Source organism: Phycicoccus ginsengisoli (genome assembly GCF_054779295.1).
In genome coordinates this window covers 161,809-188,256 of record NZ_BAAGYN010000001.1, presented here as the reverse complement: position 1 = coordinate 188,256, position 26,448 = coordinate 161,809, and the positions used below count along the sequence as shown (strand labels likewise).

Annotated in this window: 21 protein-coding genes; 10 read left to right on the top strand and 11 right to left on the bottom strand. The window is 73.2% G+C overall.

From position 1 onward, the window contains the following. Window positions 1-41: 41 nt before the first annotated feature. Genes ACYVDO_RS00850 through ACYVDO_RS00840 form a run of 3 tightly spaced genes read right to left on the bottom strand, consistent with a single transcriptional unit; the run spans window position 42 to window position 6,320 of the window. On the bottom strand, window positions 42-1,079 hold the full coding sequence (locus ACYVDO_RS00850; RefSeq protein WP_460932069.1) for a dihydroorotate dehydrogenase-like protein: 1,038 nt from the start codon (window positions 1,077-1,079) through the stop codon (window positions 42-44). Continuing rightward, window positions 1,076-4,645 (bottom strand): pyruvate:ferredoxin (flavodoxin) oxidoreductase, encoded by a 3,570-nt coding sequence (gene nifJ / locus ACYVDO_RS00845; RefSeq protein ID WP_460932067.1) that lies wholly within the window; start codon window positions 4,643-4,645, stop codon window positions 1,076-1,078. The genes ACYVDO_RS00850 and nifJ overlap by 4 nt, the downstream gene beginning before the upstream one ends. 1 nt (window position 4,646) lies before the next feature. Further along, window positions 4,647-6,320 (bottom strand): NAD(P)-binding protein, encoded by a 1,674-nt coding sequence (locus tag ACYVDO_RS00840; protein ID WP_460932065.1) that lies wholly within the window; start codon window positions 6,318-6,320, stop codon window positions 4,647-4,649. Between the two features lie 199 nt (window positions 6,321-6,519). On the opposite strand from ACYVDO_RS00840, the gene ACYVDO_RS00835 reads away from it, so the two are divergent. After that, complete coding sequence (locus ACYVDO_RS00835; RefSeq protein WP_460932063.1) at window positions 6,520-8,391, top strand: Na+/H+ antiporter; 1,872 nt, start codon at window positions 6,520-6,522, stop codon at window positions 8,389-8,391. Window positions 8,392-8,428: 37 nt separating this feature from the next. Further along, window positions 8,429-9,094, top strand: a complete 666-nt coding sequence (locus ACYVDO_RS00830; protein ID WP_460932662.1) for a Maf family protein — start codon at window positions 8,429-8,431, stop codon at window positions 9,092-9,094. A gap of 107 nt (window positions 9,095-9,201) precedes the next feature. Here the strand turns inward: ACYVDO_RS00830 and ACYVDO_RS00825 are convergent, their stop codons facing one another. Both ACYVDO_RS00825 and ACYVDO_RS00820 read right to left on the bottom strand, forming a co-directional pair. Beyond that, complete coding sequence (locus ACYVDO_RS00825; RefSeq protein WP_460932061.1) at window positions 9,202-10,839, bottom strand: acyl-CoA carboxylase subunit beta; 1,638 nt, start codon at window positions 10,837-10,839, stop codon at window positions 9,202-9,204. A 61-nt stretch (window positions 10,840-10,900) separates the two neighbouring features. After that, the gene (locus tag ACYVDO_RS00820) at window positions 10,901-12,082 is read right to left on the bottom strand and encodes an acyl-CoA dehydrogenase family protein (protein WP_460932060.1); all 1,182 of its coding nucleotides are present in this window, start codon (window positions 12,080-12,082) and stop codon (window positions 10,901-10,903) included. Between the two features lie 99 nt (window positions 12,083-12,181). Between ACYVDO_RS00820 and ACYVDO_RS00815 the strand changes: the two genes are divergently transcribed. Further along, window positions 12,182-12,580: a MerR family transcriptional regulator gene (locus tag ACYVDO_RS00815; RefSeq protein ID WP_460932058.1), complete on the top strand. Its 399-nt coding sequence runs from the start codon at window positions 12,182-12,184 to the stop codon at window positions 12,578-12,580. 81 nt (window positions 12,581-12,661) lie between these two features. Next, window positions 12,662-13,363 (top strand): M50 family metallopeptidase, encoded by a 702-nt coding sequence (locus tag ACYVDO_RS00810; protein WP_460932056.1) that lies wholly within the window; start codon window positions 12,662-12,664, stop codon window positions 13,361-13,363. A gap of 163 nt (window positions 13,364-13,526) precedes the next feature. Here the strand turns inward: ACYVDO_RS00810 and ACYVDO_RS00805 are convergent, their stop codons facing one another. Beyond that, window positions 13,527-14,450, bottom strand: coding sequence for a PfkB family carbohydrate kinase (locus ACYVDO_RS00805; RefSeq protein ID WP_460932054.1), 924 nt, complete (start codon window positions 14,448-14,450; stop codon window positions 13,527-13,529). A gap of 79 nt (window positions 14,451-14,529) precedes the next feature. Here ACYVDO_RS00805 and ACYVDO_RS00800 point away from each other — a divergent pair, with 79 nt between their 5' ends. The 3 genes from ACYVDO_RS00800 to ACYVDO_RS00790 are packed head-to-tail and all read left to right on the top strand — an operon-like array spanning window position 14,530 to window position 16,378. Beyond that, on the top strand, window positions 14,530-15,321 hold the full coding sequence (locus ACYVDO_RS00800) for a lysophospholipid acyltransferase family protein (protein ID WP_460932052.1): 792 nt from the start codon (window positions 14,530-14,532) through the stop codon (window positions 15,319-15,321). Window positions 15,322-15,359: 38 nt separating this feature from the next. Continuing rightward, on the top strand, window positions 15,360-16,004 hold the full coding sequence (locus ACYVDO_RS00795; RefSeq protein ID WP_460932050.1) for a hypothetical protein: 645 nt from the start codon (window positions 15,360-15,362) through the stop codon (window positions 16,002-16,004). Further along, a complete protein-coding gene (locus ACYVDO_RS00790) occupies window positions 16,001-16,378 on the top strand; it encodes a hypothetical protein (protein WP_460932048.1) in 378 nt (125 codons plus the stop codon). Before ACYVDO_RS00795 ends, ACYVDO_RS00790 begins: the two co-directional genes overlap by 4 nt. Before the next feature lie 25 nt (window positions 16,379-16,403). Here ACYVDO_RS00790 and ACYVDO_RS00785 read toward each other — a convergent pair whose 3' ends face one another. Further along, window positions 16,404-17,264: a tryptophan 2,3-dioxygenase gene (locus ACYVDO_RS00785; protein WP_460932046.1), complete on the bottom strand. Its 861-nt coding sequence runs from the start codon at window positions 17,262-17,264 to the stop codon at window positions 16,404-16,406. A gap of 113 nt (window positions 17,265-17,377) precedes the next feature. On the opposite strand from ACYVDO_RS00785, the gene ACYVDO_RS00780 reads away from it, so the two are divergent. Further along, window positions 17,378-19,147, top strand: coding sequence for an acetyl/propionyl/methylcrotonyl-CoA carboxylase subunit alpha (locus tag ACYVDO_RS00780; RefSeq protein ID WP_460932044.1), 1,770 nt, complete (start codon window positions 17,378-17,380; stop codon window positions 19,145-19,147). Window positions 19,148-19,223: 76 nt separating this feature from the next. Here ACYVDO_RS00780 and ACYVDO_RS00775 read toward each other — a convergent pair whose 3' ends face one another. The 4 genes from ACYVDO_RS00775 to ACYVDO_RS00760 form a co-directional block, all read right to left on the bottom strand. Next, complete coding sequence (locus ACYVDO_RS00775) at window positions 19,224-19,796, bottom strand: antitoxin (protein WP_460932042.1); 573 nt, start codon at window positions 19,794-19,796, stop codon at window positions 19,224-19,226. 220 nt (window positions 19,797-20,016) lie between these two features. Then, on the bottom strand, window positions 20,017-21,423 hold the full coding sequence (locus ACYVDO_RS00770; protein WP_460932040.1) for an NAD(P)H-quinone dehydrogenase: 1,407 nt from the start codon (window positions 21,421-21,423) through the stop codon (window positions 20,017-20,019). 112 nt (window positions 21,424-21,535) lie between these two features. Further along, entirely contained in the window at window positions 21,536-22,834 is a 1,299-nt protein-coding gene (locus tag ACYVDO_RS00765; protein WP_460932038.1) for a YVTN family beta-propeller repeat protein, read from the bottom strand. Then, complete coding sequence (locus tag ACYVDO_RS00760) at window positions 22,831-23,721, bottom strand: polysaccharide deacetylase family protein (protein WP_460932036.1); 891 nt, start codon at window positions 23,719-23,721, stop codon at window positions 22,831-22,833. Before ACYVDO_RS00760 ends, ACYVDO_RS00765 begins: the two co-directional genes overlap by 4 nt. Before the next feature lie 83 nt (window positions 23,722-23,804). Between ACYVDO_RS00760 and ACYVDO_RS00755 the strand changes: the two genes are divergently transcribed. Further along, a complete protein-coding gene (locus ACYVDO_RS00755; RefSeq protein WP_460932034.1) occupies window positions 23,805-24,656 on the top strand; it encodes a purine-nucleoside phosphorylase in 852 nt (283 codons plus the stop codon). A 13-nt stretch (window positions 24,657-24,669) separates the two neighbouring features. Then, window positions 24,670-26,379 (top strand): phospho-sugar mutase, encoded by a 1,710-nt coding sequence (locus tag ACYVDO_RS00750; RefSeq protein ID WP_460932032.1) that lies wholly within the window; start codon window positions 24,670-24,672, stop codon window positions 26,377-26,379. The last annotated feature ends 69 nt before the right edge of the window (window positions 26,380-26,448 follow it).

The following is a 26,448-nucleotide window of genomic DNA, read 5'->3' as shown; positions in this document are numbered from 1 at the left end:
AGGGTCCGCACGGGCCGCCCGAGCCGGTCGGCCCGTGCGGGTCAGGCGTCGTCGCGCATCCGGAGGTCGCCGTAGGTGCGCCGCGCCCCGTCCAGGGCGCTGACGTACGCAGACCGTTCGTACTCCGTGGCGTCCGTGCCGAGCGGTACGGCCAGGAGACCGCGCAGGTCCTCGACCGAGGCGAAACCCTTGCGCACCATCCAGTCCTCGAGCCCGGCGAGCAGGGTCGCGGCGTACGCCTCCCCGTGCCGCAGCAGGGCGGAGGCCGTCATGACGACGTCCGCGCCGGCGAGCAGGTACTTCACCACGTCCTCGCCGGTCTCCACCCCCGTCGTCGCGGCCAGCGAGCCGCGCACGCGGCGGCGCAGGATCGCGATCCAGGTGCGCGGCAGCCGTGCCTCCTCCGGTCTCGACAGGGAGAGGTGGGGGTGCACGGAGATCGTCTCGAGGTCGACGTCGGGCGGCAGGAACCGGTTGAACAGCACCAGGCCGGCGGCCCCGGCGTCGTCCAGCCGCAGGGCCATCTGGCCGACCGAGCTGAAGTGCGGGCTGAGCTTCACCGCCACGGGGACGGACACGACGTCGCGGACGGCCTGGAGGATCTCGACGTGCCAGTCCTCGACGTCACGGCCAGAGAGGTGCGGGTCCCCGGGGACGAGGTAGACGTTGAGCTCGATCGCCGCCGCCCCGGCGTCCTGCAGCGACGCGGCGAAGCGGGCCCACCCACCCGGGCTCGAGCCGTTGAGGCTGGCGACGACCGGCACCCCCAGGGCGCCGGCCGCACCGACCGCGCGCTCCACGAGGTGCAGGTAGTGGGCGCCCTCGCCGGGAGACCCGGCCCGGCTGGGGAAGTACGACAGGGCCTCCCCGAACGACTCGTCGTGCGGTTCGGTGACCCGCAGGTCGTGCAGCTGCTCCTGCCGCACCTGCTCCTCGAACAGCGACGGCAGCACCACGGCACCGACTCCCGCACCAGCGAGAGCCCGCACACCCTCCGCGGTCTGCGAGAGCGGGGAGGCGGAGGCGACGAGCGGGTTGCGCAGGCCCAGCCCGAGGTAGCGCGTCCCGAGGTCGGTCACCTGGTCCTCCTGGCGTCGGCGGCGAAGGCCGCCGGGCCACGCGTCGCCATCTCCTCGTACGTGGCCCAGCGCCGGTCCACCGCCTCCTGGGCGAGCCCGAGCAGGCGCTCCGCCTCGGCCGGGTCGGAGTTGCGCAGCAGGCGGTAGCGCAGCTCGCGGTAGACATAGTCCGCCAACGGGATTCGTGGCCTCGGCGAGTCGAGCTGGAACGGGTTGCGACCGTGGTCCCGCGCCACCGGGTCGTAGCGCACCAGCGGCCAGTGGCCACTGGCGACGGCGCGGTACTGCTGGTCGAGCCCGTCCTTCATGTCGATGCCGTGGGCGATGCAGTGGCTGTAGGCGATGACCAGCGACGGCCCGTCGTAGGCCTCGGCCTCTCTGAAGGCCGTGAGGGTCTGCTGCGGGTCGGCGCCCATCGCGACCCGGGCGACGTACACGTTGCCGTAGGCGATCGCCTGCAGGGCGAGGTCCTTCTTGGCCGCGGTCTTCCCCGCCGCCGCGAACTTCGCCACGGCGCCGAGCGGCGTCGCCTTGGAGGACTGCCCGCCGGTGTTGGAGTACACCTCGGTGTCGAGGACGAGGACGTTGACGTCCAGACCGCTGGCGAGCACGTGGTCGAGCCCCCCGGAGCCGATGTCGTAGGCCCACCCGTCACCCCCGACGATCCACAGGCTGCGCCGCAGCAGGTGGTCCGCGACGCTGCGCAGGTCCGCCACCGCCGGTCCGTCGAGGTCGGTCAGGCGGCCCAGCAGCTCGGCCACCCGGTCGCGCTGGGCGACCAGCTCGTGCTCGCGGACCTGCGGGGCGGTCAGGATCGCGTCGACCAGGTCCGTGCCGACCTGGTCACGGAGCTCGGCCAGCCGCTCGCGCGCCAGCCGCGTGTGCAGGTCCGCGGCGAGCCGCATGCCCAGCCCGAACTCCGCGTTGTCCTCGAACAGCGAGTTCGACCAGGCGGGTCCGCGCCCGGCGGCGTTCTTCGTCCAGGGGGTCGTCGGCAGGTTGCCGCCGTAGATCGAGGAGCAGCCGGTCGCGTTGGCCACCATCGCCCGCTCGCCGAAGAGCTGGGTGAGGAGCTTGAGGTACGGCGTCTCACCGCAGCCGGCGCACGCTCCCGAGAACTCGAACAGCGGCTGGAGGAACTGCGTCCCGCGCACCGTGCCGAAGTCGACGCGGGCCCGGTCGTTGACCTCCAGCGTCTCGAAGAAGGCGATGTTCTCGCGCTCGACGTCGAACCGCTCGGCGGCCGGGGTGAGGTTGATCGCCTTGCGGTCCGGCCTCCCGACCGGGCTGACCGGGCACGCCTCGACACACAGCGAGCAGCCCGTGCAGTCCTCCGCGTAGACCTGCAGCGTGTACCGCGTCGACGGCAGCCCCACCGCATCGAGCGGCGCCGACGCGAAGCCGGCAGGCGCGCCGGCGAGGTCCTGCTCGTCGTAGTACTTCGAGCGGATGACGCTGTGCGGGCACACGAACGAGCAGGTGCCGCACTGGATGCAGGTGTCGGGGTCCCACTGCGCGACCAGGTCGGAGATGCGCCGCTTCTCGTAGGCCGTGGTGCCGCTGGGGAAGGTGCCGTCCACCGGCAGCGCGCTCACGGGGAGGGCCTCGCCGCGGCCCGCCATCATCGCGCCCGTCACCTCCCGCACGAACGGTGGTGCCGTCGCCGGGACGGCGGACGCGGACACCCGCCGGGAGGTCACCGCCGCCGGCACCGGCACCCGGTGCAGGGCGGCGAGGGCGGCGTCCACGGCTTCCTCGTTCCGGCGGACCAGCGCGGTGCCACGCTTCCAGTAGGTCCGCTGGATGGCGGCCTTCACCTGCTCGACGGCCCGCTCACGCGGCAGCACACCGGAGATCGCGAAGAAGCACGTCTGCAGCACCGTGTTCGTGCGGCCCGGCAGGCCGCACTCGCGCGCGACGCGGTCGGCGTCGATCGTGAAGAGCCGAAGGCCCTTGTCGATGACCTGCTGCTGCACGCTCGCGGGTAGGGCGTCCCAGAGCTCATCGGGTGGCTGCGGGGCGTTGAGCAGCAGGGTGGCACCGTCAGCCGCCCGGTCGAGGACGTCGACCTTCTCGAGCAGCCCGAGGTGGTGGCAGCCGACGAAACCGGCCCGGTGCACGAGGTAGGGCGCCCGGATGGGGCGCGGCCCGAAGCGCAGGTGCGAGACGGTCTGCCCGCCGGACTTCTTGGAGTCGTAGACGAAGTAGCCCTGGGCGTACAGGTGCGGATCGGCGCCGAGGATCTTGATCGTGTTCTTGTTGGCCCCGACGGTGCCGTCGGAGCCCAGGCCGAAGAAGACCGCGCGCACCGTGGCCGGGTCCTCGATGTCGAGGTCGGGGTCCCACGGCAGGCTGCTGCCGGTGACGTCGTCGACGATGCCGACCGTGAACCTCGGCCGCGGCTCCGGCCTGCCGAGCTCGTCGAACACCCCCACGACCATGCCCGGCGTGAGCTCCTTGGACGACAGGCCGTAGCGGCCACCCACGACCCGCGGCAGGGTGGCGCGCCGGCCGCTCCCGTGGGCGTCGGCCAGTGCTGCCACGACGTCGAGGTGGAGCGGCTCCCCCGCCGAGCCCGGCTCCTTGGTGCGGTCCAGTACCCCCACCGTGCGGACGGAGGCCGGGAGCGCCGCCACGACCTGCTCGGCGGGGAAGGGCCGGTACAGCCGCACCTGCAGCACGCCGACGCGCTCCCCCCTCGCGACGAGGTGGGCCACCGTCTCCCGGACGGTCTGCGCTCCAGACCCCATGACGACGACGACCCGCTCGGCCTCGGGGTGCCCGGCATACTCCACCAGGCGGTAGGCCCGCCCGCAGCGCTCGGCGAGCTCGTCCATGACCGACTGCACGATGGAGGGCGTCCGGGCGTAGAACGGGTTCACCGTCTCGCGGGCCTGGAAGTAGACGTCGGGGTTCTGCGCGGTGCCGCGCACGAAGGGCCGCTCGGGGCTGAGGGCCCGCAGCCGGTGCTGGCGGACGAGCTCCTCCGGCACCAGCGCGCGCAGCACGTCGTCCGGCAGCAGCTCGACGGTCGCCAGCTCGTGGGAGGTGCGGAAGCCGTCGAAGAAGTGGACGAAGGGCACCCGCGAGCGCAGCGTCGCCGCGTGCGCGACGAGGGCGAGGTCGTGCGCCTCCTGCACCGACGCCGACGCCAGGAGTGCGAAGCCGGTCTGGCGCACCGCCATCACGTCGGAGTGGTCGCCGAAGATCGACAGGCCCTGGGCCGCGAGGGCCCTGGCGGCCACGTGGAAGACGGTCGAGGTCAGCTCGCCGGCGATCCGGTACATGTTGGGCACCATGAGCAGCAGGCCCTGCGACGCGGTGAAGGTGGTGCTCAGCGCCCCTCCCTGCAGCGCGCCGTGGAGGGCCCCGGCGGCCCCGCCTTCGCTCTGCATCTCCATGACGGTGGGCACGCTGCCCCAGATGTTGGGCCGGTCGCGCGAGGCCCACTCGTCGGCGAGCTCGGCCATGGCCGAGGACGGTGTGATCGGGTAGATGGCGCACAGCTCGCTCAGCCGGTAGGCCACCCCCACCGCGGCCTCGTTGCCGTCGACGGTCGCCCGCACGTCAGATCCCCCCACCGAGGGGGTCCGGCTCCGCGGCGACCGGCTCGGCCACCATCTCGATGGCGTGCACCGGGCACTGCCGGTAGCAGGTGCCGCAGCCGGTGCAGGCGGTGTAGTCGAAGCGGTACCGGTGGCCGGCGCCGAGCTTGACGACCGCGTCCTCCGGGCAGGCGCCGAGGCAGCCGTCGCACTCGAAGCAGTTGCCGCACGACAGGCACCGCCCCGCCTCGTAGGCGGCCTCCTCCGGCGTCAGCCCGGCGGTCACCTCGACGAACGCGTGCACCCGCTCGGCGGGGTCGAGCTCGGCCTGCTCGCGCCGGCCGTGGTCCCCGAAGTACCAGAGGTTGAGCTTCCCGAAGTCGGCCGGCGGGTGCTTCGGCTGCGGCGCGTGCTGCTTGCCGGCGAGCCAGGCGTCGATGCTGCGGGCGGCCCTCTTGCCGTGGCCCACGCCGACGGTCACGGTCCGCTCGCTCGGCACGGCGTCGCCGCCGGCGAACACGCCGGGCGCTCCGGTCATGAGCGTGACGGGGTCCACCCGCACGGTGTCGCCGTCGAGCCGCACCCCGGGAACCGAGCGCAGGAACCCGGTGTCGCTCTCCTGGCCGACCGCGAGGATCACGGTGTCGGCGGCGAGCTTCTCGAACTGGCCCGTCCCGTGGGGCCGGCCGTTCTCGTCGAGGGCCTGGACCTCCACGGTGAGCTCGTGCTCGTTCATCGAGCTGATGGTCCGCAGCCAGGTGATGCGGATGCCCTCGCGCTCGGCGTCGGCCGCCTCCTCCTCGTGGGCCGGCATCTGCTCCCGGGTGCGCCGGTAGACGATCACGGTGTCGTCGGCACCGAGCCGGCGGGCCACCCGGGCGGCATCCATGGCGGTGTTGCCGCCGCCGTAGACGGCCACGTGGCGGCTGGCCAGCGAGCCCTGCTCGCCGGACTCGACACCCCGCAGGAACGAGACGGCGTCGATCACCCGGCTGGCGTCCTCGTTGGGGATGTCCACCCGCTTGGACAGGTGCGCTCCCACCGCCGCGAACACCGCGTCGAACCCACCGTCGTGCATCTCGGCGGCGAGGTCGGTGACCCGGTGGTCCTGCTCGAAGACCACGCCCAGGGCGGCGATCCGCGCGATCTCGGCGTCGAGCACGGCACGCGGCAGCCGGTAGGAGGGGATGCCGTAGCGCATCATCCCGCCGGGTTCCGGTCCGTTGTCCCGGACCACCACCTCGTGCCCCAGGCGGGCGAGGTGGTACGCCGCGCTGAGGCCGCTGGGTCCGGAGCCCACGACGAGCACCCGCCGGGAGCTGGGCCGCGGCGGCGGCGGGTCGAACCGCCAGCCGGACTCGATCGCCAGGTCGCCGAGGAACCGTTCGACCCCGTGGATGGAGACCGCGTCGTCGAGCTCGACGCGGTTGCACGCGCCCTCGCACGGGTGGTAGCAGACGCGACCGTGCACCGCCGGGAGGGGGTTGTCGGTGGTGAGGAGCCGCCACGCGTCCTCGTGCCGTCCCGCCCGCACCAGCGCCAGCCACCCCTGGATGTTCTCCCCCGCCGGGCACCCCGCGTTGCAGGGCGGCAGCAGGTCCACGTAGACCGGCCGCTGGGAACGCTGTGGGCCGGCTCGCAGCCGCCCCAGCCCCAGGGGGGCCAGGGGCGTCAGGTCCGGGTCGTCGGGTCCCATGTCCACCTCCGTCGCGTCCGATGCTCACGGCGCGAGGGCAGTCGGGACAGGGCCCTTGGTCACGGTCGCCGGTCACTGCGCCGCCCGGGGTCGTCGCGCGTGGCGCCGGGGCGGCAGGGCCGGTGCAGCAGCGCGGACGGCCTCGCTCCCGTGAGACGGGAGTCGGCGGGGCACCCCGGCGGGTGCGAGGATTCCCCCCGTGGAAGCAGCTACGGCGATCGTCGCCATCGTCGCCGCGGTCATCCTCGTCGCCGGGCTCGCCCAGCGGTTCGGGTTCCTGGCACCCCTGGCGCTGCTGGTCGTGGGCGTGGGGATCAGCTTCGTCCCCGCCGTCCCTCAGCCGGCGCTGAGCTCCGAGCTCGTCCTCGTGGGCCTGCTTCCCCCGCTGCTGTATGCCGCGGCGATCCGTACGTCGCTCGTGGACTTCCGGGCCAACGCCAGCCCGATCCTCGCGCTGTCCGTGGGGCTCGTGCTGTTCACGGCCCTGGGCGTGGGCCTCGTGACCTGGTGGGCGCTGGGGGTCCCGTTCGTGGTCGCCTTCGCCCTCGGAGCCGTCGTGGCCCCACCCGACGCGGTGGCCGCGACGGCGGTGGCGCGCCGGATCGGCCTGCCGCGCCGGATCGTGACGATCCTCGAGGGCGAGTCGCTGCTCAACGACGCCACCGCGCTGGTGTCGCTGCGGACCGCCGCGGCCGCGATCGTGGCAGTCGGGAGCGTCACGTTCGCCTCCACCGCCGTCGACTTCGGGCTGGCGGTGGTCCTCGGCGTCGGCGTCGGCGCGGTCGTCGCCATGGCCGTGGCGTTCGTGCGGCGCAAGGTCACCGACCCGGTGATCGACACGTCGCTGTCGTTCATCGTCCCCTACCTCGCCTACCTCCCGGCCGAGCACTTCCACGGGTCCGGCGTCCTGGCCGTCGTCGTCGCCGGCCTCGTCCTCGGGCACAAGTCGCCCGTGGTGCAGAACGCCTCGTCCAGGCTGAGCGAGCGGATCAACTGGCGGACCATCCAGTTCATCCTCGAGAACGTCGTCTTCCTCGTGCTCGGCATGCAGATGCGCCGCCTCGTCGAGGACGCCCTCCGCTCGGGGGTGGGCCTGGGCCGGCTCATCGGGATCTGCACCCTGGTGGTCGTGACCGTGGTGGTGCTGCGGCCGCTCTACGTCTTCCCGTTCAAGTGGGTCGAGTCCCGGCTCAAGGGTGGCGGAGCGCAGTTCAGGCCCTCCAGCAGCGCCGTCATCTCGTGGGCGGGCATGCGCGGCGTCGTCACCCTCGCGGCGGCCTTCACCCTCCCGGAGCAGACACCCGAGCGGCCGGTCCTCGTGCTTGCCGCCATGTCCGTCACGGTGGGCACGCTGCTCCTGCAGGGCCTCACGCTGCCGTGGCTCGCCCGGCGGCTCGGCGTCCGTGGACCCGACCCCCGCGAGGACGCCCTGCAGGAGGCCACCATCCTGCAGGCCTCCGTGGCCGCCGGCCTCAAGGCCCTCGAGGAGCACGACGAGGCGGACGAGGGCACCATCGAACAGCTGCGGCGCCGGGCCGAGAACCGCACCAACATCGTCTGGGAGCGGCTCGGGCAGGGCCGGGAGGACGCGAGCGAGACGCCCAGCGCGGCATACCGCCGGCTGCGCATGCACATGCTCACCGCGGAGCGCGAGGAGCTGCTCAGGATCCGCGACGCGGGCAACGCCGACCAGGAGATCCTCACCCACGTCCTGGCCCAGCTCGACCTCGAGGAGTCGATGCTCGACCGGATCGAGGAGCGCTCGGACGAGCTGCGCGCGGACCCGCTGCTGCCACCGGAGCGCGCGGTCGACGAGTGCGAGCACCTCGCGGCCCACCACGACCGGTTCGTGCCGCCGCTGACCCCCCACGGCTGCCAGGAGTGCCTCGAGCTCGGCGACACCTGGGTCCACCTGCGGCTGTGCCTCGACTGCGGGCACGTGGGCTGCTGCGACTCCTCGCCCAACAAGCACGCGAACAAGCACTTCGAGGAGACCGGGCACCCGGTGATGCGCAGCTTCGAGCCGGGTGAGGCGTGGCGGTGGTGCTTCGTCGACGAGCAGGTCGGCTGAGCGCCGGTACGGCACCGGCTAGGTTGGGCCCGTGACCGTGCACCTCGTCCTCGCCTCCGCCTCCCCCGCCCGCAAGAAGCTCCTGTTCGCGGCCGGGGTCGAGGCCAGCATCGTCGTCAGCGAGGTCGACGAGGACGCTGTCGTCCGGGACGCCCGCCACATCCACGGCGACGAGCTGGAGGCCGAGGACGTCGCCCTCCTGCTGGCACGCGCCAAGGCCGAGGACGTCGCGGCCCAGGTCGACGGTGCCCTCGTCCTCGGCTGCGACTCCGTGCTCGAGCTCGACGGGGAGATCCACGGCAAGCCCGCGTCGGTCGCGGAGGCCGTCTCGCGCTGGTCGCGGATGAGCGGCCGCTCCGGGGTGCTGCACACCGGGCACTGGGTCGTCGACACCCGAGACGACGACGAGGGCGGCACGGGCGCGACGCTCGGTGCCACCGCGGCGACGACCGTCCACTTCGCCCGGGTCGACGAGGAGGAGGTCGAGGCGTACGTCGCCACGGGCGAGCCGCTGCGGGTCGCCGGCGCGTTCACCCTCGACGGCCTGGGGGCGCCCTACGTGGCCGGCATCGAGGGCGACCCGAGCAACGTGGTCGGGCTGTCCCTGCCGCTGCTGCGCGAGCTGCTCGCCGAGGTCGGCGTGCCGTGGCGCGAGCTGCGCGCCGCCGCCTTCCGGGGCGCCCAGGGCCTGCGCGGCGCCTGACCCGAGGGGCGGCACCTTCCCCGCGCAAAACAACGGTTGCTCGACAAACCGTGGGACGACAACCCGCGGTATGCCGCGCAACCGTTGGTTTGCGGGGTGGGTCCCGGTCAGACCGGGGGGATGTCGCGGCGCTTGGTGGCGAAGTGGCGCTCGCGACCCCTGGCGTAGCGCAGCCGCAGGAGCAGCTCGTCCCGCAGCGCGTCGGCCTCGATGACCTGGTCGAGGACGAGGTCGGCGGCAAGCCGCTCGAGGTCGACGTCCTCCTCGTACTCGCGCCGCATCTGCTGGACGAACGCGTCCCTGGCCTCGGTGCCCTGCTCGGCCTCGATGGCGGCGATCTTGTTGGCGTACACCGCGTTGACGGCAGCCTCCGGACCCATGACCGCGATCCGTGCCGTCGGCAGCCCGATCGTCGCGTCGGGCGCGAAGCCCGGGCCGCCCATGGCGTAGAGCCCTGCGCCGTAGGCCTTGCGGACGATGACGCAGAACTGGGGGACGGTGGCCGACGAGACGGCCGAGACCATCTTGGCGCCGTGCCGGATGATGCCGCCGCGCTCGACCTCGGACCCGATCATGAAGCCGGGCACGTCGGCGAGGTAGACGAGCGGGATGGAGTACGCGTCGCACAGCCAGATGAACCGCGCGGCCTTGTCGGCGCTGTCGGTGAACAGGACCCCGCCCTTGACCGCCGAGTTGTTGGCGACGATGCCGACGGTCTCGCCGGCCATCCGGCCGAATCCCACGACCAGCTCGGGCGCGAACAGCGGCTTGACCTCGAAGAACGACTCGTCGTCGACGAGGCCGTCGATCACCTCGTGGATGTCGAACGGCTGGCTCTCGCGCTCGGGCACGGTGTGCCGGGTCAGCGGGCGGGAAGGCCCCTCCGGGGCGTACGTCGGCAGCTCCGAGCGCCAGGAGGCCGGCAGGTAGGAGAAGTAGAGCCGGGCCATCTCGATCGCCTCGGCGTCGTCGGACACGAGCAGGTCGCCCACGCCGGAGACGGTGCAGTGCATCCGCGCGCCGCCCATCTCCTCGAGCGACACCTTCTCCCCCACGACCATCTCGGCCATGCGCGGGCTGCCGAGGTACATCGAGGCGTTGCCCTCGACCATGATCACGAGGTCGGTGAACGACGGGATGTACGCCCCGCCGGCGGCGCTGGGCCCGAAGAGGCAGCAGACCTGTGGGACCTTGCCGGACAACGCGACCTGGTTGTGGAAGATGTGGCCGGCACCCCGCCTGCCGGGGAACATCTCGACCTGGTCGGTGATCCGCGCGCCGGCCGAGTCGACGAACCAGAAGACCGGCAGCTCCTCGCGCAGCGCCATCTCGGTCGCCCGGACGATCTTCTCCACGGTGCGAGCGCCCCACGAGCCCGCCTTCACGGTCGGGTCGTTGGCGATGACGATGGCGGGGCGGCCGTCGACGGTCCCCCGCCCGGTGACGACGCCGTCGGCGGGCAGACCGGTCGCGGTCGCGTTGGCGTAGCGGCCGTCCTCGACGAACGAGCCCTCGTCGAAGAGGAGGGCGATCCGGTCGCGGACGTAGAGCTTGCCCTGGCTGTCGAGCTTGGCCTGCGCCTTCTCCGGCGCCGAGGCGGAGGCGTCGTATGCCGCGGCGAGCCGCTCGCGGACGTCCGTCACCTTGGGGTCCGAGCCCGAGTCACCGCCCACGGCGAACGGTGCGGAACCGGGCCCGCTGGACGCGGACCGGGTGGACGACGCTGGCGTGGAGGTCACCGGCATACCCTCTCGAACTTCGGTTGGCGGCGGAAAGCGCTGCGGGGCACTGGGTTCTGCGCCGTGGTCAGGCGGTGGGCAGGCCGAGGTGGCGCGCGATGACCATGCGCTGCACCTCGGAGGTGCCCTCGCCGATCTCGAGGATCTTGGCGTCGCGGTAGAAGCGCGCGACGGGGTACTCCTCCATGAAGCCATTGCCGCCGAACACCTGGGTGGCGATGCGGGTCGCGGTGACGGCCGCCTCGGTGGAGTACAGCTTGCAGATCGCGGCCGCCTGCTTGACCTCCCTGACCGAGCGGCGGCCGCGCTCGAGCTCGTCCTTGAGCCACGCGGCCTTGTAGGTCAGCTGGCGCGAGGCCTCGACCATGACGGCGAGGTCGGCGATCTGGAACGAGATGCCCTGGTTGACGCCGATCGGCTTGCCGAACGCCTTGCGGGTCTTCGCGTACTCGGTCGTCTCCTCGAGCATCCGCTGGCTCATGCCGACCGCGAGCGCGGAGATGGCGATGCGGCCGTCGTCGAGGGTCTTGAGGAACTGCTTGAAGCCCTCGCCCTCGTTGCCGAGCAGGTTCGAAGCCGGGACGCGGCAGTCCTCGAAGGTGAGCCCGTGGGTGTCGGAGGCGTGCCACCCGAGCTTGTCGTAGGCCGGCTCGACCGTGAAACCCGGTGTGCCCGAAGGGATCATGATCGCGCTGAGGACGGCCGAGCCGTCGTCGTTGGTGCCGGTGCGGGCGGTGACCGTGACGACCGAGGTGATGTCCGTGCCGGAGTTGGTGATGAACGCCTTGGCACCGTTGACGACCCACTCGTCGCCGTCTCGTACCGCCTTGGTGCGCGTGGCCCCGGCGTCGGAGCCGGCGTCGGGCTCGGTCAAGCCGAAGCCCGCCAGCGCCCGGCCGGCCACCAGGTCGGGCAGGAAGCGCTCCTTCTGCTCCTGCGTGCCGTAGGTGAGGATCGGGTTGATGCCCAGGCCCACGCCGGCCGACAGGGTGATCCCGATCGACTGGTCGACTCGGCCGAGCTCCTCGATCGCGACGCAGAGCGAAGTGAAGTCGCCGTCGTCGCCCATGCCGCCGAACTCCTCGGGCACCACGAGACCGAACAGCCCGAGCTCGCCCATCTTCGGCACGAGGTCGGACGGGAAGTGGTGGTCCTTGTCCCACTGCGCGATGTGCGGCTCGACCTCGGCCTCCGCGAACTCCCGCACGACCTTGCGGAAGTCCTCGTGCTCCTTGCTCAGCTCGAACATCGCTTCTCCTTCGTGGGTGCGCCTTCGGGGGTCGCCCGGCCGCGCGGCATACCCGTCATTGCTTGACGTTGACGTAAACGTAAAGCAATACTCGCGGGTATGCCAAGCCCCACCACGACCGAGCAGCGGACCTGGACGATCCGCGAGGTCGCCGAGGAGTTCGGGGTCACCCACCGCACGGTCCGGCACTACGAGGACCTCGGCCTCATCTCCCCCCAGCGCCGCGGCACCCAGCGGGTCTACCACCGCCGCGACCGCACCCGGCTCGGGCTGATCCTGCGCGGGCGGCGGCTCGGGTTCCCGCTCGAGGAGATCCGCACGATCATCGACCTGTACGACCGGCCGCGGGGCAAGGCCAGCCAGCTCGAGTACGTGCTCGGCCAGATCGACGAGCGCCGCACCGACCTCGAACAGCGCCGGCGTGACCTCGAGGACGCCCTCACCGAGCTCGACGAGTTCGAGCGCCGCTGCCGCGAGGACCTCGACCGCCTGCACTGAGCGCCGCCCTCGCACGGGGCCGCCCGGCACGGGACCGCCCGGCACAGGAGGTGCCCAGCGCCGTCGACTAGGTTCGCCGGCGTGAACTGGGACGAGGTCGGCGCACGGGTCGTGCCGACGCACGGGGTCGCCCTGGCAACCCCGACCGTGCTGACCGCGCTCGGCGCCGCCCTCGTGGTCGTCGGCGTCGCACCCGTCTGGCAGGCGCTGCGGGTGGTCGTGACGCTGGTGCACGAGCTGGGGCACGCCCTCGTGGGCCTGGCCGTGGGACGCCGGTTCACCGGGTTCGTGCTGCGTGGCGACATGTCCGGGCACGCCGTCACGGTGGGTCCGGCCCGAGGCGCGGGCCGTGTGCTGACGACCTGGGCGGGCTACCCGGCACCGGCCGTCCTCGGGGCGGTCATGGTCTGGGCGGCCGGTCGGGGCTGGTCCGCCCCCATGGTCACCGCCGGGATCGTCGTGCTGGTGGTCGCGCTGGTCCGGGCGCGCTCGGCGCTGACCGCCGTCGTCATGCTGGCCGCCCTCGCGGGGAACGCGGCCCTGTGGTGGTGGCGCGACGACCGGCTCCAGGCGACGGTGCTCGTCGCGCTCGGCGTGGTGCTCCTCGTCGGGGCCTGGCGACACCTGGGCGCCGTCGTCGGCAGCCGTGACCGGGGCAGCGACCCGGCCGTGCTCGCGGCCCTGACCCGGGTGCCCCGCGGCCTGTGGACCGCCTCCTTCGTGCTGGTCTGCGCCGCCGCGACCGGGCTCGGCGCGATGGCGCTGCTCGACCTCGTCCGCTGACCCCGGCTCGCCTCCAGCCCAGGGCTCGGCGTCGAGGAGTCAGGACATGCTGAAGTCACCGACCCGACGTCGGCATGTCCTGACTCCTCGACGCATGAGCGGGCGACCGGGCGGCCTCCCGGACCGGCGGCCGGCCACCACCACCGGGCCGGGTGGGCCCCGGTCAGTGGTCCTGGGCGGCGAGGAACCTGTCGATCTCGGCGGCCGTGGGCGCGGTGGCAGGCCCACGCCGGGTCACCTTGATCGCGCCCGCGGCGTTGGCCCGCCGCGCCGCGGTCACCCAGTCGGTGCCCCTCGAGACCTCGGCGACCAGCACCCCCGTGTGGGTGTCGCCGGCCCCGTTGGTGTCGACCGCGTCCTGCGGGTACCCGGGCAGCGCCTCGGTGCGCCCGTCCACCCGCAGGTGGCACCCCTTCGCGCCGTCGCGGACCACCGTCACCGCGTCGCCGGCGAGCCGCTCGGCGACCGCAGCCACCGAGTCCGCGGGGTCGGCGCACCCGGTCAGCTGCTGGGCCTCCTCGGCGTTGCTCGTCCAGACCGACGTCCGGTCCAGCACCCGTTGCTGCAGCGCCGCCGCCAGGTCCCCGAACGCCGCACCCGGGTCGAGCACGACCACCACGTGGTCGTCGAGGTCGTCGAGCCACTCCAGCAACGGGTCCCGGGTCCGCCCCACCAGGGAGAACCCGCTGACGCAGACCAGGTCCCCTCCCCCCGGCCGGCTCGTCCCGAGGCTGGCGACGCTGATCCGCCGCTCGGCCCCCTGGGTCGTGACGAAGGTGCGCTCGGCGCTGGGCTCCACCATGACGACGCAGATCCCCGTGTCGAGGCCGGCGACCACCGGGCTCGAGACCTGCACCCCCTCCGCCGCCAGCGCCGACCGCACCAGGTCACCGTTCGGCCCCTCGCCCACGGCACCCGCGAGGACGGCGTCGGCGCCCGACCGCGCGGCCGCGACGAGGATGTTCACGGCACCGCCGGCATACCGCGCGTAGCTGCGGGCCACGGCGTTGCCGCCACGACGGGGCAGCGCGTCCACCTCGACCACGACGTCGACGAGGGCCTGTGCCGTGTGGATGACCCGCGCCATGCCCGGAAGTATGCCGGGGCCCGCTACCGTCGGCAGGGAGGCCGGCGAGCGCTCCGGCCCGGGACGTGCAGGAGGGGCCGTGCGCGACCTGACCTACCCGCCGATCGTGCTGGCGGCCAAGGCAGGAATCCGGCTGCTGGGGCAGCGGATCGCGCTGACGGGCGCCGAAAACGTCCCCCGTCACGGCGGGGTGGTGCTGGCGCTCAACCACGTCGGCTACCTCGACCCCGTCTACGGCGGGCTGGCAGCGGACCCGTCCGGTCGGCTGGTGCGGTTCCTGTCCAAGCGCGAGCTGTTCAAGCACCGGTGGATCGGGCCGGTCATGCGGTCGGTCCACCACATCGAGGTCGACCGCGCCGAGGGCGGGCGGTCGCTGGCGACCGCGGTCGAGTACCTCCGCGACGGCGAGGTCGTCGGAATCTTCCCCGAGGCCACGATCTCCCGGTCGATGGAGCTCAAGGAGTTCAAGACGGGTGCGGTGCGCATCGCCGCCGAGGCCGGCGTCCCCGTCGTACCGGTGGTCCTGTGGGGCACCCAGCGCCTGCTCACCAAGGACCATCCGCGCGACCTCAGCCGCGGGCGCACGATCACCATCCGCGTGGGCACCCCGAGGAGGTATGCCGCGACGGACCCGGTCGCCGACACCGCCGACCTGCGCGCGGTGATGGGCCGGATGCTCGAGGAGGCGATCGCCGCGCACCCGCCCGAGGAGCAGCCACCCGGGTCCTGGTGGCTCCCCGCGAGACTCGGCGGCTCGGCGCCCAGACCCGAGGATGCCGCCCGGCTCGACACCGAGGAGAAGGCACGCCGACGACGCCAGGAGACGGCGCACCGTCGTGGCGGGGCACGAGATCAGAGAGTTCAGCCTTGAGGCTTAACTGGAGCCAGTTCAGGCTGTAGCCTTCAGTCATGTTCGTCCTCACCGCCGACCAGGTCCACAGCAGGCGCGTCGGCGACAGGGTGCCGGAGGCGCTTGCGGCCCTTGATGCTGCCGTGGGCCCCACTCAGGGCCTCGTCCTTGCGTTCGAGCGGACGGTCGGCGACGAGCTCCAGGGCGTCCTCGACCGTTCCTCCGGGGTCGTCCGGGCCGTTGAGACGCTGACCCGGCAGGGACAGTGGCGGATCGGGGTCGGGGTGTCGTCGGACCGGTCGAGCGGCCTGTCCGGCTCGGCGCGCGAGGCCACGGGGCCGGCATTCCTTGCTGCCCGTCATGCCATCGAGCGCGCGCGCAGCTCGCCCGCCGACTGCGCCGTGGCCTGGGCGGGCGGCGAGCCGACGGGCGAGCAGCACCTCCTCGCAGGCGGCGGTGACCTCCTCGTCCAGCAGTCTGAGGGGGTCCTGTGGTTGCTGGTCTCGACCTGGCGACGTCGGACCCCTGAGGGGTGGGAGGTCGTCGACCTCGTGCGCGGGGGCAGCCGGGCCGAGGCCGCCGGCGCGCTCGGCGTGTCCGCATCGGCCGTGACGCAGCGACTGCGGGCAGCGGCCTACCGTGAGGCCGAACGCGCGTCACGCAGCCTCGAGTGGCTGCTGGACCAGACGGGAGCGGGCGCATGATGCAGGTCGTGTCGGTCACGGTCATCGGTGCGCTCACCCTGCTTGCGGGGCACCTGCTCGTCTCCCTCGTGTTCTGGCTGGTGGACCGCTCGCACCGGTCGGAGAGCCCCGCGGAGCCCGAGATCAGCCCCAGCGGGGTGCTGCGGGGTGGCATCTGGATCGGGGTCCTCGAACGCGTCGCGATCTACGCGTCCCTGCTCGCCGGGTGGCCCGAGGGAGTAGCCATCACCTTGGCGGTCAAGGGACTCGCCAGGTACCCCGAGCTGCAGGCAGGCACCAGCTCGGGTGCCGCCGAGCGGTTCATCATCGGGACGTTCGTCAGCGGCCTCGTTGCAGCAGCCGGAGCGGGGTTGGCGCACAGCGCAGTCCTGTAGCGCCGCCCCCGGCACGGCCGTCCCGTCAGACCCGGGTGCGGACGGCGTACAGCTCGGGGAAGAAGGTCAGGTCCAGCGCCCGGCGCAGGAAGTCAACGCCGGACGACCCACCGGTCCCCCGCTTGTGCCCGATGGTGCGGGTGACGACCTGCAGGTGCCGGAACCGCCACTGCTGGAAGTTGTCCTCGATGTCGACGAGCTCCTCGCAGGTCTCGTAGACGCCCCAGTGGTCGTGCGGCGCAGCATAGACCCCCGCGAAGGTGTCGACCAGCGCCTCGTCGAACCGGTAGGGCTGGGACCAGTCACGCTCGAGCAGTCGCTGCGGCACGGCATACCCGGTCCGCGCGAGGTGGCGCAGGAACTCGTCGTAGAGGCTCGGCTGGTGGAGCAGCTCGGCGAGCATCGAGCGGGCCGCCTCGTCGTGGTCGAAGACCTGCAGCATCTCGGCGTTCTTGTTGCCCAGCAGGAACTCGACGGCTCGGTACTGCCAGGACTGGAACCCCGAGCTGGTGGCAAGGAACGGCCGGATGAGGGCGTACTCGCTCGGCGTCAGGGTGGCGAGCACCGACCACTGCCCCGTGAGGACGACCTGGATGTGCTTGACCCGGGCGAGCCGCTTGAGCGCCGGGGCGAGGTCGTCCGCCGCGAGCAGCTCCCGGGCCGAGCGCAGCTCGTGCAGCATCAGCTTGAGCCAGAGCTCGGAGGTCTGGTGCTGGATGATGAAGAGCAGCTCGTCGTGCTGCGGCGGGACGCTGCGCGGGTGCTGCGCCGACAGCAGCCGGTCGAGCTCGAGGTAGTCGCCGTAGGACATGGCGCGGGAGAAGTCCCGCTCCACCGTCTCCTCGAGGTTGCGCAGGGCGCGGGCGTCGTCGTCGGCGGGGCTCATGCGCCACACGATAGGGCCCGCCGCCAGCACGGGAGGTCGCGGCCGCGGACTGTCGCGGAGGCCACATCCCGCACCCTGCGGATGCCGTGGCGGAAACGGCTAGGCTCCGCGACATGGCGCCCATCTCCAAGGTCCTCATTGCCAACCGCGGCGAGATCGCCGTCCGTGTCGCCCGTGCCTGCGCCGACAGCGGCCTCACGTCGGTGGCGGTGTACGCCGAGCCGGACCGGGACGCCCTGCACGTGCGGGTGGCCGACGAGGCCTACGCCCTGGGCGGCACCACCCCCGGCGACTCCTACCTCGTGCAGGAGAAGCTGATCGAGGTCGCGAGGAAGGCAGGCGCCGACGCGGTGCACCCGGGCTACGGCTTCCTCTCCGAGAACGCCTCCTTCGCCCAGGCCGTCATGGACGCCGGGCTGACCTGGATCGGGCCGCCGCCGCACGCCATCGACTCCCTCGGCGACAAGGTCAAGGCCCGGCACATCGCCGCCCGCGCCAATGCCCCCCTCGTGGCCGGCACCGCCGACCCGGTCGCCGACGCCGACGAGGTCGTGGGCTTCGCCAAGGAGCACGGACTCCCGGTGGCCATCAAAGCGGCATACGGGGGCGGCGGTCGCGGCCTCAAGGTCGCCCGGACCATCGAGGAGATCCCGCACCTGTACGACTCGGCTGTCCGCGAGGCGGTCGCCGCCTTCGGACGCGGCGAGTGCTTCGTGGAGCAGTACCTCGACAAGCCGCGCCACGTCGAGACCCAGTGCCTCGCCGACCAGCACGGCAACGTCGTGGTCGTCTCCACCCGCGACTGCTCGCTGCAGCGCCGGCACCAGAAGCTCGTGGAGGAGGCGCCCGCGCCGTTCCTCAGCGACGAGCAGAACGCCGAGCTGCGGCGTGCGTCGAAGGCGATCCTGTCCGAGGCCGGGTACGTCGGTGCCGGCACCTGCGAGTTCCTCGTGGCCCAGGACGGCCGCATCTCCTTCCTCGAGGTGAACACCCGCCTGCAGGTCGAGCACCCCGTCACCGAGGAGGTCACCGGGATCGACCTCGTCCGCGAGCAGTTCCGCATCGCCAACGGCGAGCAGCTCGGATACGACGACCCCGAGCCCGTGCGCCACTCGATCGAGTTCCGCATCAACGGCGAGGACGCCGGCCGCGGCTTCCTCCCCGCGCCGGGCACCGTGTCGGTCTTCGACCCTCCCTCTGGGCCCGGGGTGCGCCTGGACTCGGGTGTCGTCTCGGGCGACGTCGTCGCCGGGGCGTTCGACTCGATGCTGGCCAAGCTCATCGTCACCGGCCGCGACCGCCAGCAGGCCCTCGAGCGCTCGCGCCGGGCGCTGGCCGAGTTCGCCATCGAGGGGATGCCGACGGTGCTGCCGTTCCACCGCGTCGTCGTCGAGGACCCCGCGTTCGCCCCGGAGGGCGACAAGCCGTTCACCGTGCACACGCGGTGGATCGAGACCGAGTTCGACAACCAGATCCCGCCGTATGCCGGGCCGGTCGCCGAGGCGCCCGAGGACGCCGGCGAGCGCCAGACGGTCGTCGTCGAGGTCGGCGGCAAGCGCCTCGAGGTCGTCCTGCCCGGTGGGCTCTCCCTCGGTGGCGGTGGCACTGCCACCAGGAAGAAGGCACCCCGGCGCTCGTCGGCCGCCAAGGGTGGTGGCGCTGCGTCCGGTGACTCCCTCACCGCGCCCATGCAGGGCACCATCGTCAAGATCGCCGTCGAGGAGGGCCAGCAGGTCGAGGCCGGCGAGCTCGTCGTGGTCCTCGAGGCGATGAAGATGGAGCAGCCGATCAACGCCCACAAGGCCGGCACCATCACCGGTCTGGCTGCCGAGGTCGGGCAGACCGTCACCAACGGTGCGGTCCTGGCCGAGATCAAGGACTGACCACGGCGCGGCCGTGCGGCCGCACGCACGACGAAGGGCGCCTCCCGCGGGAGGCGCCCTTCGTCGTCCACGCCGGTCAGGGGCGGCCGAACGGCGGCAGCTCCTTCTCCGGTGCGCCGGCATCGCCGGTGTCCGGCCCGGGGCCGGGCGTGCTGGAGGTGCCCGGCTCGTCGGTGGGCACCTGGACGGGACCACCGGTGTCGGGCTGGTCACCGCCCGGTGCCGGCTGGTCCCCCTGTGGCTCGCCCTGCTGGGTCGGGCCACCCTGGGGCAGCGGGTCGGCGTCGCGGTCGGCGGGCTCGGGCGTCGTGGGAACCTCCTCGCCCCCCGGCCCCGGGTCGAGCGGCCTGCCCGGCTCCGGGTCGCCGGTGCCGGGGCTGGGGTTCGGTGCCGGCGTCGGGACGGGCTCCGCCGGCGGCACGGGCGCCGGTGCCGGGACGGGCTCCCCCGGGGCGGGGTCGACGGTGGAGTCCTGGGGCGGCAGGCCCAGCTTGTCCCGCAGCACGTCGCCGCCCTTGTCGACCTGGTCGGCGTACTTCCCGCCGGTGCGCTGGTCGATCAGGTCCTCGACCTTCTCGATCGCGGAGTCGGCCTTGTCGGGGTTGCCCTTCGCGAAGTCCTTGATCTTGTCGAGCCACTCGCCAGCCATCGTCTGCCTCCGGTGCGATCAGGTCGTCCGGGCGTCCAGTCGCACCCGTTCCGCTCGACCCTACCGAGGCTCGGCCGACCCGGCCCGTCGTGCAGCCGGTCCACCCGCGGCGCCTCCCCACCCGACAACTCACGACTTGTTGCCAAGTGATGGTCACCGCGCCGGCAGTAGGGCCGCCTCGTGACCACGAGGTGGCAACAAGTGGGAGGAAGGAGGCGCGTCAGCCGCGGGGGTGGAGCTGGCGGGCCGCCTCGGCGATCGAGCCGGACAGCGACGGGTACACCGTGAAGGTGCCCGCGAGCTGGTCGACGGTCAGCCCGTGCTGCACCGCGATGGTGACGGGGTAGATGAGCTCGGAGGCCCGCGGCGCCACGACGACCCCGCCGACCACCGTGCCGACCCCGCGCCGGGCGAACAGCTTGACGAAGCCGTCGGTGATCCCCTGCATCTTGGCCCGGGGGTTCGTCGCGAGGGGCAGCAGCACGCAGGTCGCGTCGACGACGTCCTCGTCGACGTCCTTCTGCGAGTAGCCGACGGTGGCGATCTCCGGGTCGGTGAAGATGTTGGCGGAGACGCCGCGCAGGTTGAGCGGGGCGACGGCATCGCCGAGCGCGTGCGCCATGGCGATCCGCCCCTGCATGGCGGCCACGGACGCCAGGGGCAGCACCCCGGTGCAGTCGCCCGCGGCATACACACCTCGCACGGAGGTCCGGGAGACCCGATCGGTGACGACGTGCCCGGACTCGCTGAGGGCCACCCCCGCCTCCTCCAGGCCGAGCCCGGAGGTCTGCGGCACCGAGCCGACGGCGAGCAGGGCGTGCGACCCCTCGACCTCGCGCCCGTCGACGAGGCGGACGACGACGCCCGCGTCGGTGCGCCGGACCGACTCCATCCGGGAGCGGCCGAGGACCTGCATCCCGCGCTTGCGGAAGACGTCCTCGATCACCGTGGCCGCGTCGGCATCCTCCCCGGGCAGGACGCGCTCGCGCGACGACACGAGGGTGACGCGCGCGCCGAGGCCGAGGTACGCCTGGGCGAGCTCCGCGCCGGTGACGCCGGACCCGACGACGACGAGGTGCTCGGGCCGCTCGGGCAGCTCGTAGATCTGCTGCCAGGTGAGGATCCGCTCACCGTCGGGGCGGGCGCTGGCCATGACGCGCGGCGTGGCACCCGTGGCGACGAGCACCACGTCCGCGGCCAGGGTGCGGGTCGAGCCGTCCTCCAGGGTGGCCTCCACCTGCCCGGCCGACAACAGGCGGCCGGTGCCGCGGAGCACCTCGACGCCGTCGTTCGCGAGCCGCTCGCCGATGTCACGCGACTGGGCAGCGGCGAGTGCGAGCACGCGACGGTTGACGGCCACGAGCTCGGCCACCGAGTCGGACACCTCGTCGCCCTCGTGGTCCTCGAGGTGCAGACCGAGCTCCGAGGCCGTCTCGAACTGGGACCGGAAGTCGGCCGTCGAGATGAGCGCCTTGGACGGGACGCAGTCGGTGAGCACGGCCGCGCCCCCGAGGCCGTCGCGGTCCACCACCGTCACGGCGGCACCGAGCTGGGCGGCGACGAGGGCGGCCTCGTAGCCGCCGGGACCGCCACCGAGGATCACGACCGAGGGCTGGGGCGTGTTCACGGCCCCATCCAACCACTGGGGCCGTCGGCGGCCGTCAGCGCGTCGGAGCGGTCGCCCCGCGTCGGAGCGGTCGCCCCGCGTCGGAGCGTCCGCCACCGCGTCAGGGCACCGGTCAGCGCATGTTGCCGGTGTGGCCCAGGGAGAACCGACCCGGTTGCGGCCAGACCGCCAGGCCGTGCGGGCCGCTGTCGACCTTGATCTTGTGGGTGACCTTGCCGGTCGTGGTGTCGAAGACGTAGACGACGTGGTCGTACCGCCCGGCGAGCCACAGCTCGGACCCGTCAGCCGTGACCCCTCCCATGTCGGGCGAGCCCCCGCCGGGGATCTTCCACAGCGCCAGCTTCGCGAGGGTGCGGCTGTCGAGCACGGTGATGGAGCCTGCGTCACGGTTGGAGATGAACAGCCGCTTGGCATCGCGTGAAGGGTAGATGCCGTGCGCGCCCATCTCGGTGCGGATGAAGCGTGAGATCTTCAGCGTCCTGGCGTCGATCACCCACACGCCGTTGCGCAGCATGTCGGCGGCGAGGAACCAGCGGCCGTCGGGGGTGAGGCGGACGTCCTGCGGCATCGCGGAGGCGCCGGGCATCAGGCCCTGCTTGGGGCTGCCCGGCATGTTCATGGCCTCGTGCGGTGACGTCGCGCCCGGGGTCTTGACCTTGTTGAGGTCGATGACCTTGCGGACCTTGGTGGCATCCGCGTCGATGACGAGGAGCTTGCCACTGAACTCGCAGCTGGCCACGAAGAAGCTCTCGTCGGCGCTGAAGTCGGCGTGGTTGACACCGTGGCACGGCACCGGGAGGGACCGCTGGAGCTTCATGGTCTGCGGGTCGCGCACGTCGATCCGCCGCAGCCGCTCCGCCATGACGAGGGCGTGCTTGCCGTTCGGCGTGAAGTACAGGTTGTAGGGGTCGGTGACGGGCACCGGCTTGCCCTGGCGCCCCGTCGTCGGGTCGATCGGGATGAGGTCGTTGCCGAGGTCGTCGTTGACCCACAGGGTCTTGAGGTCCCAGGACGGCACGACGTGCTGCGGCTCGCGCCCGGTGCTGAACCGGCGGATGACCTTGTAGGTCTTCGGGTCGATGACCTGCACGGTGTCGGACATGGTGTTGGGCACGTAGACGAGCGGCTTGGCCTTCGCCGCCTCCGGCGAGAGCATGCCCGCGCCGTCGTGCTCGTAGACGTTGGTCGTGGCGGTCGTGGTCGTGCCGGGCGAGGACGAGGTCGCCGAGCGCGCGGTGCCGCTGCTCGTCGGCGTGCCGGACGTCTCCCCCATCGAGGGGCTGCACGCGCTGAGCAGGCAGCCGGCGGCCACGACCGCGGCGACGGCAGCGAGGCCGGGGCGCCGGAGGAGCGTGTGGCGCGTGCGGGCCGGGGCGCGTCGGGGGGCCGGGGCGCGTCGGGGTGCCGTCACGCCACGTCCCGCATCAGGGTGCTCAGCCCGACCGGGCGCAGCCCCATCCGGGACAGGTCGCCGAGGATGCCCGGCAGCGCCTCCACCGTCCCCGCGTGGCCGAGGTGCAGGCTCACGATGGAGCCGGCCCGCACCTGGGCGCGGGTGCGCTGGCGGACCGCGGCTGCGCCGGGGTCGAGGAAGTCCTGGGGGTCGACGTCGTAGGACACGCACCGAGCGTAGCCAGCCCGACGGGCCGCGGCACGGATCCGCGCGGTGCTGTGCAGCGTGCCGCTCGGCCGGAACCACCAGCCGGCCGTGCCGACGGCCTTCGCCAGGGCCTTGGCGCCGCGCGCGACCTCGGCGTCGGCGGTGGCGGCGTCGAGCGTCTTCATCTGCTGGTGGCTCCACGTGTGGTTGCCGAGCTCGTGGCCGGCCGCCAGGACGGCACGGGCCAGGTCCGGCGAGGCCTGGACCCAGGTCCCCACCGCGAAGACGGTGATGTGGGCGTCCGCCGCGCGGCAGGCGTCGAGGACCTGGCGCGTGAGCGACTCCGGGCCCTGCCCGTGGAACGTGAGGGCCACCTCCGAGCGGTCCCGGGGCCCGTGGACGATGTCGTCGCCGGGCCGGGACGCGATGCCGGGACGGACGAGGCCGCCTCCCCCTGTGGCCGTCCCCGAGGGGGTGCCCGTCCCCGACGAGGCGGACGGCGAGGCGGAGGCCGCCGAGGAAGCGGAGCCGCCGGAGCCGCCCGACGCGGACCCGCCCGCAGCCGGGTGGTCGGGGGCCGAGCAGGCAGCGGCGGTCAGCGCGACGGCTGCGGCGCCGAGCACGGCCCGGCGGGTGGGAGCGGGGCCGGCGCCGGGATTCGGGTCGGGCGGGACCTGTTCTGCGTCGCTGCTGTTCACGGCGGGCATGCTCGCAGGTCAAGTTGGGAAGTCGATCAAGACATGGCTGCGCAGGTGGGGCTGCCCATCGCTACGCTTCCCGGGTGAGCGAGCAGATCCGCCCGTCGGTGGGCACCCCTGACCTGTCGGACCCGACCGTGGACCCCTTCGAGGTGGCTCGGGCGGCCGCCGCCGTCATCGCCGACCGCACCGGAGCCGGGCGCCACGACGTGGCCCTCGTCCTCGGCTCGGGCTGGGGCCAGACCGGCGACCTCATCGGCGAGACCCTCGCCACCATCGACAACGAGGACGTCCCCGGCTTCGGCCGCGCCGCCGTCGCCGGCCACTCGGGCACCATGCGCTCGGTCGCCATCGGCGACACCGGCCGGCGGGCCCTCGTCTACGGCACCCGCACCCACTTCTACGAGGGCCGGGGCGTGCGCGCCGTCGTCCACGCCGTGCGCACCGCCGCCGCCGCGGGCTGCTCGACCATCGTGCTGACCAACGGCTGCGGCGGGCTCAACCCGGCGTGGCGCCCCGGCACCCCCGTCCTCATCCGGGACCACATCAACCTCACCGCCCACTCCCCGATCGAGGGCGCGAACTTCGTCGACCTCACCGACCTGTACTCCCCGCGGCTGCGCGAGCTCGCCCGCACCGTCGACCCCGGGCTCGACGAGGGCGTCTACGTCCAGTTCCGCGGGCCCCACTACGAGACCCCGGCCGAGGTGCAGATGGCCAAGGTCCTCGGGGGCGACCTCGTGGGAATGTCCACCACCCTCGAGGCGATCGCCGCCCGCCAGAGCGGACTCGAGGTGCTGGGCATCTCGCTCGTCACCAACCTCGCCGCCGGCATCAGCGACCAGCCCCTCTCCCACGCCGAGGTCCTCGAGGCCGGCCAGGCCGCCGCGGAGCGGTGCGGCCGGCTGCTCGCCGCCGTGGTCGGCCGGATCTGAGAGGAGCACCGCCATGCCGTATGCCGCCCGCCACGGTCGCGAGGAGACCGCGCCTGTGCCGCAGGCCCCCGGGGACGAGCTCGCCGAGGCCGCCCAGCAGTGGATCGACGACGACCCCGACCACGACACGCGGGTCGAGCTCGGCGACGTCCTGGCCCGCGCCAAGGACGGTGACGAGGCCGCCCTGGCGGACCTGTCCGACCGTTTCGCCGGGATGCTCGAGTTCGGCACCGCCGGCCTGCGCGGCGCCCTCGGCGCCGGCCCGAACCGGATGAACCGCGCGGTGGTCATCCGCGCCGCAGCCGGCCTCACGGCATACCTGCAGGAGTCCAGGCCCCAGCCCTTCGTGGTGGTGGGCTACGACGCGCGCACCAAGTCCGACGTGTTCGCCCGCGACACCGCCGCGGTCGTCGTCGGCGCGGGGGGCCGCGCCGCGGTCCTGCCGCACGTGCTGCCCACGCCGGTGCTGGCCTTCGCGATCCGGTACCTCGGCGCCGACGCCGGGGTCATGGTGACGGCGAGCCACAACCCGCCGCAGGACAACGGGTACAAGGTCTACCTCGGCGACGGCTCGCAGATCGTCCCGCCGTCCGACAGCCGGATCGCCGGGCACATCGCCCGCGTCGCGCGCGTGGCCGACGTCCCCCTGGCCGACGACGGCTGGGAGACGCTCGGCGACGACGTGCTCGAGGCGTACCTCGACGCCACGGCCCGGGTCGTGTCGCCCGACAGCCCGCGGGACCTGTCGGTGGTGCACACGGCTCTCCACGGCGTCGGCAGCGACACCCTCAGGCAGGTCTTCGCACGGGCCGGCTTCCCGACGCCGACCCCGGTGGCCAGCCAGGAGCACCCGGACGCGGCGTTCCCGACGGTGTCCTTCCCCAACCCCGAGGAGCCCGGCGCCATCGACGCCGCCCTGGCGCTGGCCGCCGAGGTGCGGCCCGACCTCGTGCTGGCCAACGACCCGGACGCCGACCGGTGCGCCGTCGCGGTGCCCGACGGTGGCGAGTGGCACATGCTGCGCGGCGACGAGGTCGGCGCGCTGCTGGGGGCGCACCTCCTGGCCCGGGGAGTGGCGAAGGACGCGGTGTTCGCGAACTCGATCGTGTCGTCTCGCCTGCTCGCGGCGATGGCGCGGGAGGCCGGCATCCGGCACGAGGAGACCCTGACCGGCTTCAAGTGGATCGCGCGGGTCGGGGGGCTGCGGTACGGGTACGAGGAGGCGCTGGGCTACTGCGTCGACCCGGCGACGGTGCGGGACAAGGACGGCGTGAGCGCCTGCCTGCTCATGGCCGAGCTCGCGGCCACCCTCAAGGCCGAGGGCCGCACCCTGACCGACCTGCTCGACGAGCTCGCCGTGAAGCACGGCGTCCACGCCACCGACTCGTTCTCGGTGCGGGTGGCCGACCTCTCCCTCATCGACACCGTGATGGCGCGGCTGCGCGAGCATCCCCCGACCGACATCGCCGGGACCGCCGTCGCCCGGGCGGACGACCTCGCCGCGGGCAGCGAGGCACTCCCGCCGACCGACGGCCTGCGCTACCACCTGCAGGACGGCAGCCGGGTCATCGTGCGGCCGTCCGGCACCGAGCCCAAGCTCAAGGTCTACCTCGAGGTGGTCGAGCCCGTGGCCGGGGAGGCCGCGCTGGCCGAGGCCAAGTCCGTCGCGGCGGACCGCCTGGCAGCGATCCGCGAGGCGATGGGTGCGCTGACGGCCCCCTGACCGCGGCAGGGCCGGGAGACCGACGTCGCCCGGCCCCGTGACCGTGGCAGGGCCGGGAGACCGACGTCG